The sequence below is a fragment of the Chitinophaga sp. 9-1-y genome, from assembly GCF_059511905.2.
The window spans coordinates 7569634-7586008 of the sequence record NZ_CM197955.1 but is presented as its reverse complement, the minus strand read 5'-3'; the positions used below and the strand labels follow the sequence as shown (position 1 = coordinate 7586008).

Sequence of the window (16375 nt, the reverse complement as noted above, 5' to 3'; positions counted from 1 at the left end):
AGTCATTAAAAAATTACAGGGAAAAATACTCTGCGATAGGACCCAGGGCCAGTGCCGGGAAATAAGACAGGGCAGTGAGAATAACGATTACCGCAAATGTCATGGCTCCGAAAGTGAGTGAATCTGTTCTCAGCGTACCGGCAGATTCAGGGATGTATTTCTTGGATGCCATCAAACCTGCAATTGCCACTGGTCCTATAATGGGCAGGAACCTGCCGAGGATCAGCACAAATCCGGTAGAAACGTTCCAGAATACGTTACCATCTCCCAAACCTTCAAAACCAGAACCATTATTGGCATTAGCAGAAGTATACTCATACAGCATCTCCGAGAATCCGTGATAACCGGGGTTGTTTAGCCATGCCGTTGGCTTCACCGCCCAGTTCACATCCGGATGATGCGATAACATATAAGAGGATAACGCAGTACCTGCCAGGATCAGGAAAGGTGATAACAGCGTAATAATTGCCGCAATCTTTACTTCCCTCGCTTCCAGTTTATGGCCCATGAATTCCGGTGTACGGCCTACCATGAGTCCGGATATAAATACCGCGATAATAATGTAGATGTAGTAGTTCAGGATACCTACGCCACAACCACCATACAGGCAGTTCAGCATCATACCCAGGAGCTGCATCAAACCGGTCATCGGCATGGTGCTATCGTGCCATCCGCATACGGAACCGGTGGAGATAATAGTGGTAACGGTACTCCAATAACCGGTGGCGGCGGCGCCGAATCGCACCTCCTTACCTTCCATGGCCCCCGTCAACTGGTGAATGCCCATTTTGGCGATGGCCGGGTTACCCGCCATTTCCTGCTGCATCGATGGGATCAATAAACAAATCATACCGATTGTCATGATCCCGAATATGACGTTGGCGAATTTCCTTTTCTGTATAAACAAGCCCAGCGCAAATACCATGGCAATAGGCAGTACTACCTGCGCCACCATTTCGGTCATCCAGGTAACGTAGTTAGGATTTTCCAGTGGGTGGGCAGAGTTGGCGCCAAAGAAGCCACCACCATTAGTTCCCAGGTGCTTAATGGCCACAAATCCAGCTACAGGACCACGGGATACGTTCACGGTATCGCCCTGCATGGTCACCACGGTATCTTTACCGGCGAAGCTGGCAGGCATACCATTGAATATAAAGATGAGTGCAATAACAATACTGAGCGGTAACAGGATACGGGTAATGGTTTTCAGGAAAATATCCCAGAAGTTACCCAGCTTAGTAGTGGTTTTTTCCTTCATGGCCTTAAACACTACTACCAGTGCGGCAATACCAGTTGCAGCACTTACAAACTGCAGGAAGGCCAGTACAAATAATTGTGTGAAGTAGGTCACCCCGGTTTCGCCGGAATAGTGTTGAAGGTTACAGTTTACCACGAAACTGATGGCGGTATTAAACGCCAGATCTGCCGACTGGCCGGGGTTTCCATCCGGGTTCAGGGGCAGTTTATCCTGGAACATTAAAGCGAAGAAAGCATATACAAACCACACGAGATTGATTGTCAGCAAGGCTTTCATGTGGTCTTTCCAGTTCATTTCCTCTTTGGGATTGATACCGGATATTTTGAAGAAGAGGCGTTCCAGTGGCGCCATAAAGTCGGACCAGGTCCGCTCACCCCTGAATACTTTTACGATGTACCTGGAGAGAGGCCAGGCGAGTAACAGCGTGATGCCGTAGGTGGCAATTACGCCTAAAATGTCTGTTGTCATTGCTATAGTTAGTTAAAAAGCGTTGCGTATAGGCATGGGAGTTGCTACCCCAATCAGAACTTTTCAGGTTTCAACAGTACATATACCATGTAGCCGAAAACGAAAAGCGATAAAACAAATAATGCAGTCATAATAATTGTGTTAGATCTTTTCGAAATAGTCTACCGATTTGAAGAATACAGCAAAGCAGGCCAGTCCTGCCAATACCAAAAGAATAGTCATCATCATAAAAAGTGTTTTATATAGCGATTGTTTGTAAATGCTGGATCCTTACATTCTTCAGCGACAGCGGTAGTAATTCCTTATGCTTTCCACAGATCAGGGGGGACAACGTGTACATAAATGCACTTTCGATGGCGTTCCGCAAGGCACTACTTCCATTATGATACAGCACACCGGCTACATGAAAGCAACGCTTCACCTCATGTAATTGTTCATTACGTATCATCCGGCCGGTATAGTCAGCAAAGGTGTGAATCACTTTACTGATGGAACCTCTTGCGGGAACTTGTTGCTCTGCCGGGAAAGTTACCCCTGGTATCTGCGAACCTATCAGTTGAGAGATTTTCGAGTCTGGTAGCATATGGATCAATTTGTTTTTGATACAAATGGGGTAATGCCAGCGGAGTGCCAGTATGCCGTAACGGGGTTTTATTTTATCTTATACAATTGATTATCAGTTATTTAAATAATAATTTCGGGAGATAGGGTTCGCAGTACGGTTCCCGAAACCATGCAGAAATGGTAGGGTGTATGCAGAAATGAAAGTGTTTTCCTACCTTGGCGTCCAATTGTAGTATACCCATTCCCGATACCTAAACCTATTTTTCTATGGATGAAGTGAATGCCTTATCATCGACACCAGCCCCAAAACCAGGTTGTCATAATTGTAATAATCCCGAAACCGAGCCGGGCTATCTGACACCGCTTTGTAAAGAATGCAGGAAACAATTTAGTCGTTACCCGGTATTGAACAGTGTAAAATGGGGAGCCGTTGGTGTAGCACTGCTCTTTTTAATTTCCGGGTATAATTTGCCTAAATACCTCAAAGCAGGGGTCACCTATGAGCGGGCGCTCAAAGCGGAAAAAACACATCATTATATTACGGAGAAAAAGCTACTGGCGAAAGTGTTGCAGGAATTTCCCAACAACTTTGAAGCTGGCGCACACTATCTGATTGCGGCCATACAAAGTGATAATTTAGTAGAAGTAGACAGCATGCTGACAGTCATGGCCGATAAAAAAAGTGATAACAAGGAGCTGATTGAAGAGGCCAATGCTGCCATGGGCGTTTTTCAGTATTATCGTTTACACGATACTGCTTTCTCCGCTTCTATTAGCCAGATCGCAGAAAGTAATCCGGTATATCATCAACAACTGACCACCTATTGTACCAAACATCCGGAAGATCCCTGCGCTGCTTTTATGTTAGGCAGAAGTGCTTTCAATCAGGAAAACTATACCCAGGCGGATAGCCTGTTTAGTAAATTGGTGAAGGATCACCCGGATTTCCGTTTCGCCTCCTTATGGTTGGCCAATACTTATAGAGAGGAGAAAAAATATGATGAATCCATAAAGCTCTGCGAAGACCTGCTGAAGCAAAATGCAGAAGCACATTATGCCATTGCCGGAATCGCAAAAACACTGTTAAAACAGAAACACGATAAGGAAGCGCTCCAAAAAGCCCTCATCGCCTATGAGCTCAATCCAGATGCAGCATCCAGCGTATATACCTTGGCGGTAGCCGACCACTTCAATAACAAACCGAAGGAGCGGGACCAGCTATTTACAAAAATGAAAACGATGCCAGATGCAGACTCTGCCACCATTGCGGAAATGGCAGGCATCTTCAGTGGTAAAATCAGTTACCGGTAATCATCTCCCCAAAACTCAAAAATTTATCAATATGTTTTTTGTTCCCGGTATCCTTATCACCGTCATCACCTTTCCGGGTGTAATTGTACATGAATTTGCACACCAGCTTTTCTGCCGTTTGTTCGGCGTAGCCATATTTGAGGTAAAATATTTCCAGGTCGCTAATCCTGCCGGATATGTGATTCACGAAATACCACGTAACCCTGTACATCAACTGATGATCAGTATAGGACCATTTTTCGTCAACACCATCCTGGGCTTCATCATTGCTTTTCCGGCGGTCATCCCGATAGTGCAATTTGAGTCCGGCACCATCTTCGATTATATCTTATTATACCTCGGCGTTAGCATTGCCATGCATTCTTTTCCCAGCCTCGGCGATGCAAAAAGCATGTGGCAAACCCTCTGGCATGGGGAAGATACACCGATATGGCTTAAAATACTGGCCGTTCCTGTTGCGGGATTAATTATGATAGGTGCGCTGGGCTCTTTCTTCTGGCTGGATCTGGCTTACGGAATAGCGGTGGCCATAGGGCTACCAAAACTGATTGTTAGTTTATGTGCATAAAAAAAGGAGCGATACCAATCGCTCCTTTTTTTATGCGGTCTCAGCGCGTCCAAAACCCACCGTATTACGAAACAGCTGCGGCGACACATCCGTATTCGCCTTAAAGAAGCGGCTAAAATAAAACTCATCTTCATACCCCAGCTCAAAAGCAATTTCCTTTACCGCCTTATTCGTCAGATACAGCTCTCTTTTGGCTTCTACAATAATACGTTCAGCAATGAGATGCGTAATGGTTTTATTGAAATGGGTCCTGGTAATACGGCCAAGGGCCTTCGTAGAAATATTAAGCAGTGCGGCATAGTCGCCGGCACTGTGTTTCATTTTAAAATTGCCTTCAATCGCATCTTTCAGTTGTTGTAATATAAGGGGTTCTTTATACTGGCTATCCGAAAGTAAATTCAACTCCTCCTGCTGCTGAATTTTCAACCTGGAAGCGGTTACCAGGAATATTTTGAGATAGGAGATAAGGGCATCATACTGCGCTAATTCCTTGTGTTTCATCTCCAGCTTCATTTGTTCAATAATCATATTGAAAGTAGCGGCAGCAGCGCTATCCACTTTCACATAAGGCGCCTGGTAAATATTATTAAATAACACACCATTGCAGGATACCTCTTTATGATGCATATGAATACAGAAAAAATCAGGGTGAAATTGCAATGCGATACCAGTCAGTTGGGAAGTGGTACACAACATAAACGGCTGATAAGGAGCGAATGCCAACAGGTTATTATCTCCAAAATCATACGCTGAAAAATCTGATTTCAATTTTCCACTTCCCTGGTGTATCCAAATCACCGAATAGTAATTATTACGCTGCACATGGTCAAAGTGATTGTTATTCTCAAAGGAGAATAGCTTCAGCGCAAGGTTTCCTGTAGCCGGATCTGTAAGTGTATAGGCCGTAGACGTGTCCATAATACTGGTTAGTTTAGTAATAGGCAGGTGCGTGCACTTTCACCTGCTTATTTACATCCGTAAATTTAAACTATTGTAGCATGCGCAGCTACCGGAGGAAAGTCTATTTCCGTTTCAGCGGTATGATTAAAATAATTGGTCAGGATATTTAATCCTACATGTCCTATTACTTCACCAATCTCACCTTCTGTTACACCTGCTGCTTTCACTTCTTCCAGGTCGTCATTACTCACACGACCATTTTTGCTCACCAGCTTTTGGGCAAATTGAAGGATAGCCTGGGTTTTAGCATCTGCGGCTTTCCCTTCTCTGGCGTCAGTTAACGTGCCGGCGTCAACTTTTACCAGGTTAGCCCCTATAAAAGTGTGGGCAGACAGGCAGTAGTCGCAGCTATTACTTTCTCCCACCGCCAGGGCAATCAGTTCGCCTGTTTTGGCGCCCAGCGTTCCGCCGCCAAGTGCTCCACTTAGTTGGAGATATCCATTCAGCAGGGCAGGAGAATTGCCCATTGTGCGCATCATATTGGGAACTACGCCGAGTTTGCCTTGTACGGCGTTAAATAATTCTTTGGCTTTACCGGTAGTGGTGTCGGGATTTAATGCAGTTAATCGTGCCATGTTTTTAAGTTTTTACTGGTGAAGATTTTAAGTCGTTGTTATTGATAGCACAAAATTGGCCCAAAACAACCAGGTACGCCATGCAGGATTGGCGCTATCACATGGACAATTTTCCCAGAGGGGTAGGGGCATAAAAAAGGAGCGCTGTTAGCGCCCCTTTTCACTTATTTATGTACTATTCACTAACTGAACAAATACAACACATCTTCTTTCGTCAGCTTCTTCACAAAACCACTATCATCGGAAATAATCTCTTTCACCAATGATTTCTTGCGTTCCTGCAACTGCAATATTTTCTCTTCCACAGTGTCTTTACAGATCATGCGGTAAGCAAAAATATTTTTCGTTTGCCCGATACGGTGTGTACGGTCAATGGCTTGTTGTTCTACAGCCGGGTTCCACCATGGGTCTACGATGTACACGTAGTCGGCTGCGGTGAGGTTCAGACCCACACCACCGGCTTTCAGCGATATCAGGAATACGCGGCACTCATCGTTGTGCTGGAAGTTCTGGATCGCTTTTTCCCTGTCAACGGTGGAGGTGCTACCATCAAAGTATTCGTAAGGAATTTTGAGGTGTTGCATCCGGTCGCGGATCAGGCCCAGCATACCCAGGAATTGAGAGAAGATCAGCACTTTGTGGTTACCGATGTTCTCCGATATTTCACGGGTGAGCTCATGCAGCTTCACAGAGTGATTCGGATACTGCTCTGTATCGTTGAGAATAGCAGGGGAATCGCAGATTTGGCGCAGCTTCATCAAACCTTGCAGGATGGTGAGCTGGGAACGTTCCATACCCTGATCTTCAATAACACCAAGGATCTTAGAGCGATAGGTGTTGCGGTAGGCATCATAAATATGACGTTGCTCCGCGTCCATTTCGCAGAAGATCACGGTTTCTATTTTTTCCGGCAGATCTTTCGCCACCTGTTCTTTGGTACGACGAAGAATAAACGGATAGATCAGTTTACGCAGGTGTTCTTTTCTTTCTTCATCCTGGAATTTATCGATAGGCGTAGCAAATTCGTTGCGGAAGAAGTCAACGCTACCGAGCATACCCGGATTCAGGAAGTTCATCTGAGCATAGATATCAAAGGTATTATTCTGCATAGGTGTACCGCTGAGCGCCAGTCTGTTCCTGGTTTGCAGGAGTTGCGCCGCTTTGGTAACCTTGGATTGCGGGTTCTTAATAGCTTGTGATTCATCAAGGATCACGTAGTCGAACTCCACTTTCATGAGCAGTTGAATATCGCTACGCAAGGTGCCGTAGGTAGTAATAATGGCATCAAATTTCACCAACTCTTCAGACGATTTCAGCCGCGCCGGGCCGTGGTGGATATGATGTTTGATATCTGGTGTGAATTTCTTTATTTCATTTTCCCAGTTGTAAATCAGCGTGGTAGGGCAAACTATCAACGCCATGGTTTTACCACCATTCTTGTTTTTGTAGTACTGCAGGAAAGTGAGGGCCTGGATGGTTTTACCCAACCCCATGTCATCTGCGAGGATACCGCCCCATTTGATGTCATCGAGGTAGTTGAGCCATTGGAAGCCGCTTTCCTGGTAAGGACGCAGCGTAGCCTTGAGGTTCTCCGGCAGCGCAATGTTGCGGATTTCATCGAACTGCAGCAGTTTGCGGCGCTTTTGTTCCAGTTCTAAAACTACGGCTTCATCATCAATAAACTCATAGAGTTCATCAATTACGCTGAAGTTGTATTTGCTGAGTTTAAGTCCTTTATCTCTTTCTTCACCTACTTTGAAGAGCAGGGAATATTTACGCAGCCATTCTTCCGGCAGGAGGCCCAGGGAGCCGTCTGCCAGCTGAACATAGTTTTGTTTGTTGGCCAGCGCATTTTTAATATCCTTGATACTTACTTTCTGATCACCGTATAATACTTCGATCTGTGCATCAAACCAGTCGATGCCGGAGCTGATTTGCAGGTTGGTAACCGGTTTATGCGAACTAAATTTGAAGTTACGCAGGTTATCGAAGCCAAATACGCGCACGTTCATTTCTTTCAGGGCGTCGAAGAAGAGGAAGAACCAGTTGTTCTTCAGGGCTTCTTTGGCGCGCAGATAGAAATAGTTGTGGTTATCGTGCTGTGCGAAGTTGGTATGTAAGGTGCGGAGTTTAGCTACAAATGCTTCTTCCGCATCTTTGTTACGGTGAATGATGAGTACTTTGTTGCCTTCCTGGACGGTGATTTTGCTTTCATCGTTCCATTCTACTTCCTGCCCGCGGTAAGCGAAGCCAGGTTGTATGATAAAGGTTTCGCCCAGTTCTTTCAGGAATACGCGGGGTTCGGGGGTGATATCATCTACCTCGGCCAGCAATTCTTTGTCGAACTGGATATCGTACTGCCGGCTTAATGGCAGCAGGTAATCTTTCAGGTAGGCCGGCCATTCTTTGTTGGCCACACGTAGTTTCCCGTTTTGTCTGAAGAGTTCTACGTGCAGGGCATCCTGTGGGCTTTCGAACAAGTAGATCACCTGTTTGTAGAGGAACATCAGGGGGCTATCCCATTCGTTATCCGCTACATTCACCAGTTCTCCTTCAATGTTTACGAAGCAGTTTACTTCCACGTTCGTGTCGCCGGTATTGGTTTTGATGACCAGCTTCAGGCGTTCGGCGCCTATTTGCAGCAGTTGTAAGTTCTTTGTTTTGAAGGCTTGCCGGTTAGACAAGGCAAATACCAGTCCGTGCTCGGCCAGTTGCGGGAACAATTTGGCGAGTTTGGGATGCAGGTATTCCAGCATCAGTTCTTTTGTTTCGGTAGGGAGTTCTTCCGCATTTTCGTGCGTAATATTTTCCCAGATGCCGGCAAAAGGAGAGTTTTTGCTGAGGAATTTGCTCACTTCGCTGCCTTGTAATTTTCGTATAGGCGCTATGAGTTCCCTGTCTTTTTCCTTGTACTGGTAGAAGTCTACGTATTTGGTCAGATCCAGTTTGCTGGCGAGGGATACGAAGGCGTTTTGTTCTTCGTTTATTTCGCCGCTAACCAGGTCTATTTTAAAGTAAGGGTACAACGATTCGTTGGCATTGAATACGGCTGCCAATCGTTGGGTGATGGTAATGGTTTCTTCCGGTGGTGGTGGCGCGGTCACGGGCTGTCGGCCTGCGGCGGCGCCATCTACGCGTTTAATGGACGGATCCAGTACACGGAGAAATGGCTTACCATCCATGTAGGAGAAAGCAAATTTCCCGTTCAGATCATCTGAAAGGGAGTAACCATAGAGGGAGAGGAGTTTGTTTTTCTCTTTATCCCAGTTACGGAGGGTATCGAAATAAAACGGACCGTTTTTCTGCAGTAACTGTAGGAAGAGGGTGGTTTTATGCACACAGAGGGCATGATCCGTTTCATCGCAGGTGCAATGCGTATCAAAGAAGCGTTCCTCATTCCGCTGAATGATCAGGGGAAATTCGGCTCCGTTGACCTTCAGCAGGGCTTCTACCTTTTCATCTTTCGCTGCAATGATTTTAGCGGGATGCTTTTTGGCGATTTCTTCTGCTTCGGCCAGAATAGCGCCGGAGGTAAGCAGTTTGATGGATTTTATATCGATAGACTTCATTTTAATCAGCGTATGCTGCTGATCAAATTGTGTGTCGAAGCTCTCGAAATGGTTTTTATCCAGCATTTCCTGGAGCTGGAAAAGTGCGGCTGCTTCGTGCCGGCAGATGTCACCCAGGTTGTATGGGCATTGACACCGGATGGACATACCGGTTGTTTCTCCATATTTACTGATAGAAACACGGTAGTAGTTGGCGTGTGTGTCGCTCTTTACGCGGAAGGTAGCTGATTTCAGTACCGGGTCTGCCTCGATGAGTTCAACGCCCCCGGCCGAAAAAATACGCTTCCCCCTGCGGATCACTTCATCAGTGCCGTTGTTGTAAACATATTTTAGCAAATGGGGTAGCGACATACTATACGTTGTTGCCCGCTTTTTATTATCAGCAAAAGGGTTAATAGATAGATCAAAAAAACTTAATAGCTGATAAAAAGGCAATCCACAAAAGTAAGCAGAAATTTTCTAATTACCCGCAGTCAACACATTAAGAACGCATTAACCGCTCCCCGTTTGCCATGGCGGGGAAGCGGGATTTTTCCAGCATCTTTTTTTGCAAATATAGATGCCTGTTTATCAATCATTTAATTCGCTGCAGATATCTCTCTAACGAAAAATCCACCGCTGCCTGCGCACCGGTTTTAATATATTTACCAAAAGCACCATACATGGCGTCGTATGCCAGCGGCTTTATGGCTGCATGTAGCGTATTAATTTCCCGGGCAGATAAAGGAATATTATTGGGATAACTGTACATCACCGATACGGTTTTCCGGTCGGACGACACCTGGATAACATCACCTACCAGCAGCATGCCTTTTCCCGCTGGTGCATAAAGCACATTGGCGCCGGGGAAATGCCCGCCACATAATACCAGTTTGATACCATCCCATAAAGGCAATTCATGGCCGGACCATAGTTTAATCACGTCATCGCGGCGTTGCAACCACTCCGCATCCAGCTGGTGTACATACACCGGGATATTACCAAAAGCATGGCTCCATTCCACAATCGTAGAAAAATAATGCGGATGGGAGAGGGCAATGGCTTTAATGCCACCCAGTTGCTGTATAATTTTAATCGTAGAGGCGTCGAGGTTAGCAATACAATCCCAGAGAATATTTCCACCGGGCGTAATGAGCAAATGCGCCCGTTGCCCGATCGCAAAATCAGGGGTGCTGTAAATAGCATACAAATTAGGTGCTACCAACTCTATAATATTCTTATGGGTTTGCTGTACCTGCTCCAGGGTAGTCCAGCTTTGACCACCTGGATTCACATACTGGCGGTCATCTTCACAAATAGGACAATGTTCCGGCGCTTGCTCACTGGCTTCATATTGCACCCCGCAGGTGGTGCAGAGATAATGTTTCATAGTAGTTACTTTGTCGTTTCCGGGGAGAATATAAGCATTTTTAAACAGCACAGGCAAGCCCATCATGGCGAGGGTGCTTTGTTTAATCCATTTTCTTCTTGAGGTATCGTCTGGCATAATCATTAATTTTACACCACAAAAGTAAGCCGGCGCCGGAGGCGTCTCAATGGACATTCCATACAATTACTTGTACATTTAAACATGCAACAAAAACATATTCCTTCTCACCGTATCCATGATGGTGTAACCGTCAACATCCCGTCACAGCTGGAAGATGTGCTGGTATCCGGCATCAACGAAGAAGGGAAAATTATGACGCGGCAATATCCTCATCGTCACGATTATTATGAGATCATGTTGCTGAATGAAAGCGAAGGCATTCATCATATCGATTTTACCGCCTACCCCTTCAAAGGTCCGGTAGTATTTATGTTGTCGCCGGAGCAGGTGCATGAACTGGTACGGAAAACCGGTTGCCGCGGATTTTCGCTGAAATTCAATACCCCCTTTTTCAGTAGTGGCAATGATCCGGATAATCAACTATACGCCCACTTCCTGTTCGATAATCTCCAGGCCTACCCGGTGATTGAACTACAACCGGAAGAATACACCCGCTTGCATACCCTGATGACGCTGGCCCTCCAGGAATATAACATGGCTGCCAATGGTGCCGCAGATATCCTGTTTTCCTACATCCGCGTAATACTCCTGGAAATATTGCGCATCCGGAAACAACACCTGCAGGAAACGCATCTGCAACCAGGCATTGCGCAAACACAACTACTAACATTCAAAAAGATGTTGCACCAACATTTTCATGAAAAGCATGCGGTACAGGATTACGCCTCCCTGTTACATATCACGCCTCAGCAACTAAATACCCTGGTACAAAAGCTCACCGGTAAAACCGCTGGCACACTCATTAAAGAAAGAATATTACTGGAAGCCAAACGCTTGTTATTTACGGACACGCTCAGTGTTAAGGAAATAGGCTACCAGATTGGTTTTGAGGATCCTGCCTATTTTAACCGCTTCTTTAAAAAAAATGCAGGCCTGGCGCCGCAACAATTCCGGGAACAGGCACAGCAAGCATAAAATGTCCAATACAAAACCTATTTTATCCATCGACCCGCTGTGCTGATATTGTGTTGATCAGGATTAAACTGGTTAGACTGATTACATTTTTTAAAAGATTAGCGAAGATAGATGCGGATATCCACATCAGTCTTCGCTAATCTTCCAAATCAAAAATATTATCAAAAAAAATCAGTCTAATCAGTTTAATCCTGAATAAGACTAACTACCCGGCAATCAGTTCCCCATCCCTGAACAATGGCAGCACATTGGCGCCATCCGGGGTGAGACAGTAATGAATATCTTTTTCCAGCCCATACTTTGCTAAGCGTTGGTAGTGGGAGGCTTGTTTCATAAAGGTATAGATATCGCCTTTGGCGCTTTCATAGAGCGTTTCTGCGGCAATCGCAGAATCGCAGTTAACGTCGAAATGTTCCTTAATACGGCTTACCACGGCGCCGGCAAAAAGGGTATCTTCCATGTTTATACGGTCTTTCCAGGCAGCACAACCGAGGATAACATTTTTATTTTGTGAGATGAGGTACTCGCAAACGGCACTGATATTCGGGAAAGAACCGGTAATAATCTGGATGGCATCTTTGGCCATATGCAGCAGTTTGGTGCCATTGGTGGTAGTGAGTACCAGGGTTTGATTTTCCACGAAATCACGGGGATATTCAAAAGGGGAGTTGCCGTGTACCAGGCCTTCCGCGACTTTTCCATCGCGTTCGCCGGCGGTAATGCCGCCAATAGCACGACCAATATTCACACATTCTTCTACACTGGCTACGGGTATTACCCTGGAGGCGCCGTTGTAAAGCGCGGTACAGATGGTAGAAGTAGCGCGCAGTACATCGATAATAACGACAATACTGTTTTTTACATCAAACAAATGTAATAAAGCCGGAGATAAACATACTTCCAGGCTGGGTTTGTTGCTTTCTGTCATTCAGTTACTTTTAACTTTAATCAAGGATTACTCTCCACTTTTCACTCTCTGCATAATCCTTAATGGCACTATTACGCTCCTGTAGGAGCTTAGTCATATACTTACACAAATAAAACCGCTCAAATACCCGTCCGAACCAGCCATAAGGCGTTCCGAATTCCATGATATCAATCATGACGGTACCATTGCCGATTTCTTTAAAATGATGTTCATGGTTCATGTGGGTAAAATCACCGGCCGTCATCTCATCACAGAAAAACTCATTCTGACGCATGGCGGTAATTTTAGTAGTCAGCTCCCTTACTTTACCCAGATGCTTTGCCTTCCAGGTGACGGTTTCATTATAAGATATCAGTCCGTTGGTACGGCCTTTTATCGCTTCCTCCTGTCGGTGCGACATACTTCGCTTGTGCAGCGTAATGCTCCGGCTCAGGTCAAAAACCCTGTCCAGCGGGGCATGAATGACGGTAGTCAAATGAATAGTAGGCATAGATATGGTAATAAAATATAAAAATTCCGGTGCACTGAAAACTTTCCAGGCACCGAAATTAACAACTTTAACCGGCTATTCATACTATTCCTAGCTCAGGAAAGGCACTTTTACCACTTTTGCTTTCAGGGCCTTATCCCTAACGGCAATAAATATTTCAGTATCCTGTGCAGCGAAAGCGGTATTCACATAGCCGAGACCGATAGCTTTCTGCATAGAAGGAGATTGGGTACCGGAAGTTACACGGCCAATCACATTACCAGCTGCATCTTTAATTTCGTAGTCGTGACGCGGAATACCTTTATCCACCATTTCAAAACCTACCAGCTTCTTGCTAACGCCTTCTGCTTTTTGTTTTGCGAATAATTCGCTGGAAGTAAATGGTTTAGTGAATTTGGTGATCCAGCCTAAACCTGCTTCCATTGGAGAGGTAGTGTCGTCGATATCGTTGCCATACAGGCAGAAACCCATTTCCAGGCGGAGGGTATCACGAGCGCCTAAGCCAATAGGCTTCAGACCTTTAGGAGTACCGATTTCGAAAATAGCGTCCCAGATTTTGTTGGCAGCACCATCTACATCTTCAAAATAGATTTCGATACCACCTGCGCCGGTGTAACCAGTAGCACTGATTACCACGTTAGGCACGCCGGCAAATACGCCTTTGGCAAAGGTGTAGTACTTCATGTTTACCAGGTCTACTTCCGTGAGTGGTTGCAGGATGCTGGTAGCGTTAGGTCCCTGGATGGCCAGCAGACAGGTTTTGTCGGAAATGTTGTGCATTTCCACATTGTTGGTGTTGAACTGGCTGATCCAGTTCCAGTCTTTTTCAATGTTGCTGGCATTTACTACCAGCATATATACTTTATTCTCTTCAATGCAATATACCAGCAGATCATCTACGATACCGCCTTCGTTGTTAGGCAAGCAGCTGTATTGCGCTTTTCCGGCAGTGAGCTTGGAAGCGTCATTGCTGGTCACACGCTGGATCAGGTCCAGGGCATGTTCGCCTTTCAAAATAAATTCACCCATGTGGCTTACATCGAATACGCCGGCGTTTGTACGCACCGCCTGGTGCTCATCGTTAATACCAGTGTAGGAAATAGGCATGTTGTAACCCGCAAAGGCAGCCATCTTGGCGCCCAGCGCAATGTGTTTCTCAGTAAACGGCGTGTTTTTCATTACTTTGTTTTTAAAACGGGGCAAAAATAGCGATTTGGAATTTACCAACGGCCAATCCCCACCGGCGAATGACTATTTTAAGACGAAAGCATTATATTATAATTAGTTGAAATACAATACAATCGTCAAAAGAATTGCTGTCAATTGCGTTATTGCCCGTGGGTAATTCGTAATTTTGCCGCAACACCCAAACAGATTGCTGTGAAAAAGATAACCTGGCTGTTACCACTGGTGGTTGTAACCATATACGTGCATGCGCAGAAAAAAGAGGACAGAAAAACCATAGGTAACCTACAATTGCACATTAACTACCTGAGCAGCGATAAGCTGGACGGTCGCAGCACCGGGGCTCCCGGCGAACAACTGGCTGCCACTTACATTGCAGCACAATTGCAGCAAATTGGACTAACGCCTATGGGCGACGACGGCTTCCTGCAAACTTTCACCGTAAAAGAAACCCGCGAACCGGCAGCCTCCTGCCACATGACCCTCAATGAAGATAAGTTACCGGCAGGCAAACAATTTCTCCCGCTACCCTTCAGCGCCGAGAAAACGGCCAAAGGAGAAGCCATGCCAGGGGTAAATGAACCCGATAATATCTGGTTTATCAACGTAGCCGAAATGGATAGCGATAACCACAAACCCATGCTGCAACAATATCTTGATCAAACAAAGGTGGCCGAAAAATCCGGCGCCACCGGCGTTATATTTTATAATGGGAAAGAATCTGTTGCAGAAGTGACTAAGTGGTTGGAGCAACACCCCGCCAATACCGGCATTCCGGCCGTTTGGGTAAATAGTGATATCAGCAAAAAGTTGAGTGCAGAAGACGCCGGCAGCTTCCAGGTAAACATGCAGGTGGCTTTCAAAGCCATCAAACGTAATGGCACCAACGTAATCGGCTATATTAACAACAAAGCTCCCAGGACCATCGTTATTGGTGCCCATTACGACTACCCGGGATGGGAAACCACGGCCAAAGCGGAAGACAATGCCAGCGGTACCGCCGCCTTACTGGAAATAGCCCGTATCCTGAATGGTTCCCGTCTCCATAACAACAATTACGTAATTGTTGCTTTTTCCGGTAAAGAACAGGGATTGTTCGGCTCCAAATATTTTGCCTCCCATAGCACCGTCAATCTTTCCCAGGTAAACTACATGATCAATATGGATGGTATTGGTCAGCTTAACCCCGGCACCTCCCTGCAAATCGGTGGTACAGGTACCTCTCCCGGATGGGCAGCTATTCTGCAGCAGGCCGCCAGCAAAGACCTGCCAGTGAAATATGACTCTACCGGCATCAACAACTCTGATCACGCATCTTTCTATCAAAAAAATATACCCGTTCTTTATTTTTCTACCAGCACCGCCACCAACAATAGTAAGATCAACTATGAAGGTACCCTGAACGTGCTCAAACTGGTATATAATATCATTGATAAAACAAACGATAAAGACAAACTCGCCTTTACAGGAATTACGAATTAAGAATTACGAATGACGGATTTGTGGGGAGATAAACGCAGTCAATCTCCCCACAAATCCGTCATTCATAATTCGTAATTCGTAATTCTTATCTCTAAATGTATATTTTCGCATAATTACGTCATTCAAAAATATTTCAATTTATCCCTTTAAATGGAAGAGAAACTGGCGCTTATATACCGGTATTTCCAGCTGTTGGAAAGCTTTTCAACAGACCCCGTTGAATTTGCCAGGGTTTTTCATCCGAATATCATTCAGACTGAATATCCAAATCAGCTCTCGAATGAGATCAAACAACGAAATTTTGAGATCATGCTGGAAAGCATGGCCACCAATAAAATTATTCTAAAATCCCAACACTTCAGCGTGCTGAAAGTAGTGGAATCCGGCAATACCCTCGTGGTAGAAGCCAAATGGACCGGGGAAATAGGTGTAGATGCCGGACAATTTCGCCGGGGACAGATCATGAAAGCATTTATTTGCACCATCATAGAATTCCGCGATGGCAAAATTTATCGCCAACGCAACTATGATTGCTACGAACATTAAAGTTTTG

15 protein-coding genes are annotated in these 16375 nt (G+C 45.4%); 5 read left to right on the top strand and 10 right to left on the bottom strand.

Annotated elements, in window-relative coordinates; all coding sequences use genetic code 11:
- Positions 1 to 13: 13 nt before the first annotated feature.
- The 3 genes from kdpA to AC5ZC7_RS30265 all read right to left on the bottom strand — a co-directional run bounded on the left by kdpA (position 14) and on the right by AC5ZC7_RS30265 (position 2309).
- Positions 14 to 1726 (bottom strand): potassium-transporting ATPase subunit KdpA, encoded by a 1713-nt coding sequence (gene kdpA / locus AC5ZC7_RS30275; protein ID WP_496161140.1) that lies wholly within the window; start codon positions 1724 to 1726, stop codon positions 14 to 16.
- 53 nt (positions 1727 to 1779) lie between these two features.
- Positions 1780 to 1857, bottom strand: coding sequence for a potassium-transporting ATPase subunit F (locus AC5ZC7_RS30270; RefSeq protein WP_496161211.1), 78 nt, complete (start codon positions 1855 to 1857; stop codon positions 1780 to 1782).
- Between the two features lie 107 nt (positions 1858 to 1964).
- Positions 1965 to 2309, bottom strand: coding sequence for a DUF7674 family protein (locus tag AC5ZC7_RS30265; RefSeq protein ID WP_496161139.1), 345 nt, complete (start codon positions 2307 to 2309; stop codon positions 1965 to 1967).
- 248 nt (positions 2310 to 2557) lie between these two features.
- Between AC5ZC7_RS30265 and AC5ZC7_RS30260 the strand changes: the two genes are divergently transcribed.
- Together AC5ZC7_RS30260 and AC5ZC7_RS30255 are read left to right on the top strand one after the other, a co-directional pair.
- Positions 2558 to 3601, top strand: a complete 1044-nt coding sequence (locus AC5ZC7_RS30260) for a tetratricopeptide repeat protein (RefSeq protein WP_496161138.1) — start codon at positions 2558 to 2560, stop codon at positions 3599 to 3601.
- Entirely contained in the window at positions 3537 to 4169 is a 633-nt protein-coding gene (locus tag AC5ZC7_RS30255) for a DUF3267 domain-containing protein (RefSeq protein WP_496161137.1), read from the top strand. The genes AC5ZC7_RS30260 and AC5ZC7_RS30255 overlap by 65 nt, the downstream gene beginning before the upstream one ends.
- 30 nt (positions 4170 to 4199) lie before the next feature.
- Here AC5ZC7_RS30255 and AC5ZC7_RS30250 read toward each other — a convergent pair whose 3' ends face one another.
- The 4 genes from AC5ZC7_RS30250 to AC5ZC7_RS30235 all read right to left on the bottom strand — a co-directional run bounded on the left by AC5ZC7_RS30250 (position 4200) and on the right by AC5ZC7_RS30235 (position 10759).
- The gene (locus AC5ZC7_RS30250) at positions 4200 to 5087 is read right to left on the bottom strand and encodes a helix-turn-helix domain-containing protein (protein ID WP_496161136.1); all 888 of its coding nucleotides are present in this window, start codon (positions 5085 to 5087) and stop codon (positions 4200 to 4202) included.
- A gap of 65 nt (positions 5088 to 5152) precedes the next feature.
- Positions 5153 to 5704: a carboxymuconolactone decarboxylase family protein gene (locus tag AC5ZC7_RS30245; RefSeq protein ID WP_496161135.1), complete on the bottom strand. Its 552-nt coding sequence runs from the start codon at positions 5702 to 5704 to the stop codon at positions 5153 to 5155.
- Between the two features lie 182 nt (positions 5705 to 5886).
- Entirely contained in the window at positions 5887 to 9624 is a 3738-nt protein-coding gene (locus AC5ZC7_RS30240) for an SNF2-related protein (protein ID WP_496161134.1), read from the bottom strand.
- A gap of 223 nt (positions 9625 to 9847) precedes the next feature.
- A complete protein-coding gene (locus tag AC5ZC7_RS30235; RefSeq protein WP_496161133.1) occupies positions 9848 to 10759 on the bottom strand; it encodes an MBL fold metallo-hydrolase in 912 nt (303 codons plus the stop codon).
- Between the two features lie 84 nt (positions 10760 to 10843).
- Here AC5ZC7_RS30235 and AC5ZC7_RS30230 point away from each other — a divergent pair, with 84 nt between their 5' ends.
- Positions 10844 to 11737, top strand: coding sequence for a helix-turn-helix domain-containing protein (locus AC5ZC7_RS30230; RefSeq protein WP_496161132.1), 894 nt, complete (start codon positions 10844 to 10846; stop codon positions 11735 to 11737).
- A gap of 205 nt (positions 11738 to 11942) precedes the next feature.
- Here the strand turns inward: AC5ZC7_RS30230 and AC5ZC7_RS30225 are convergent, their stop codons facing one another.
- The 3 genes from AC5ZC7_RS30225 to gcvT form a co-directional block, all read right to left on the bottom strand.
- A complete protein-coding gene (locus tag AC5ZC7_RS30225; RefSeq protein WP_496161131.1) occupies positions 11943 to 12665 on the bottom strand; it encodes a 2-phosphosulfolactate phosphatase in 723 nt (240 codons plus the stop codon).
- Between the two features lie 16 nt (positions 12666 to 12681).
- Complete coding sequence (locus AC5ZC7_RS30220; RefSeq protein ID WP_496161130.1) at positions 12682 to 13155, bottom strand: SRPBCC family protein; 474 nt, start codon at positions 13153 to 13155, stop codon at positions 12682 to 12684.
- 90 nt (positions 13156 to 13245) lie between these two features.
- Positions 13246 to 14334 carry a glycine cleavage system aminomethyltransferase GcvT gene (gene gcvT, locus AC5ZC7_RS30215; protein ID WP_496161129.1) on the bottom strand — a complete coding sequence of 363 codons (1089 nt, stop codon included), beginning with the start codon at positions 14332 to 14334 and terminating at the stop codon, positions 13246 to 13248.
- Between the two features lie 201 nt (positions 14335 to 14535).
- Between gcvT and AC5ZC7_RS30210 the strand changes: the two genes are divergently transcribed.
- Together AC5ZC7_RS30210 and AC5ZC7_RS30205 are read left to right on the top strand one after the other, a co-directional pair.
- Positions 14536 to 15822: a M28 family peptidase gene (locus AC5ZC7_RS30210; RefSeq protein ID WP_496161128.1), complete on the top strand. Its 1287-nt coding sequence runs from the start codon at positions 14536 to 14538 to the stop codon at positions 15820 to 15822.
- A 150-nt stretch (positions 15823 to 15972) separates the two neighbouring features.
- On the top strand, positions 15973 to 16368 hold the full coding sequence (locus AC5ZC7_RS30205) for a nuclear transport factor 2 family protein (RefSeq protein ID WP_291919683.1): 396 nt from the start codon (positions 15973 to 15975) through the stop codon (positions 16366 to 16368).
- Positions 16369 to 16375 lie beyond the last annotated feature (7 nt).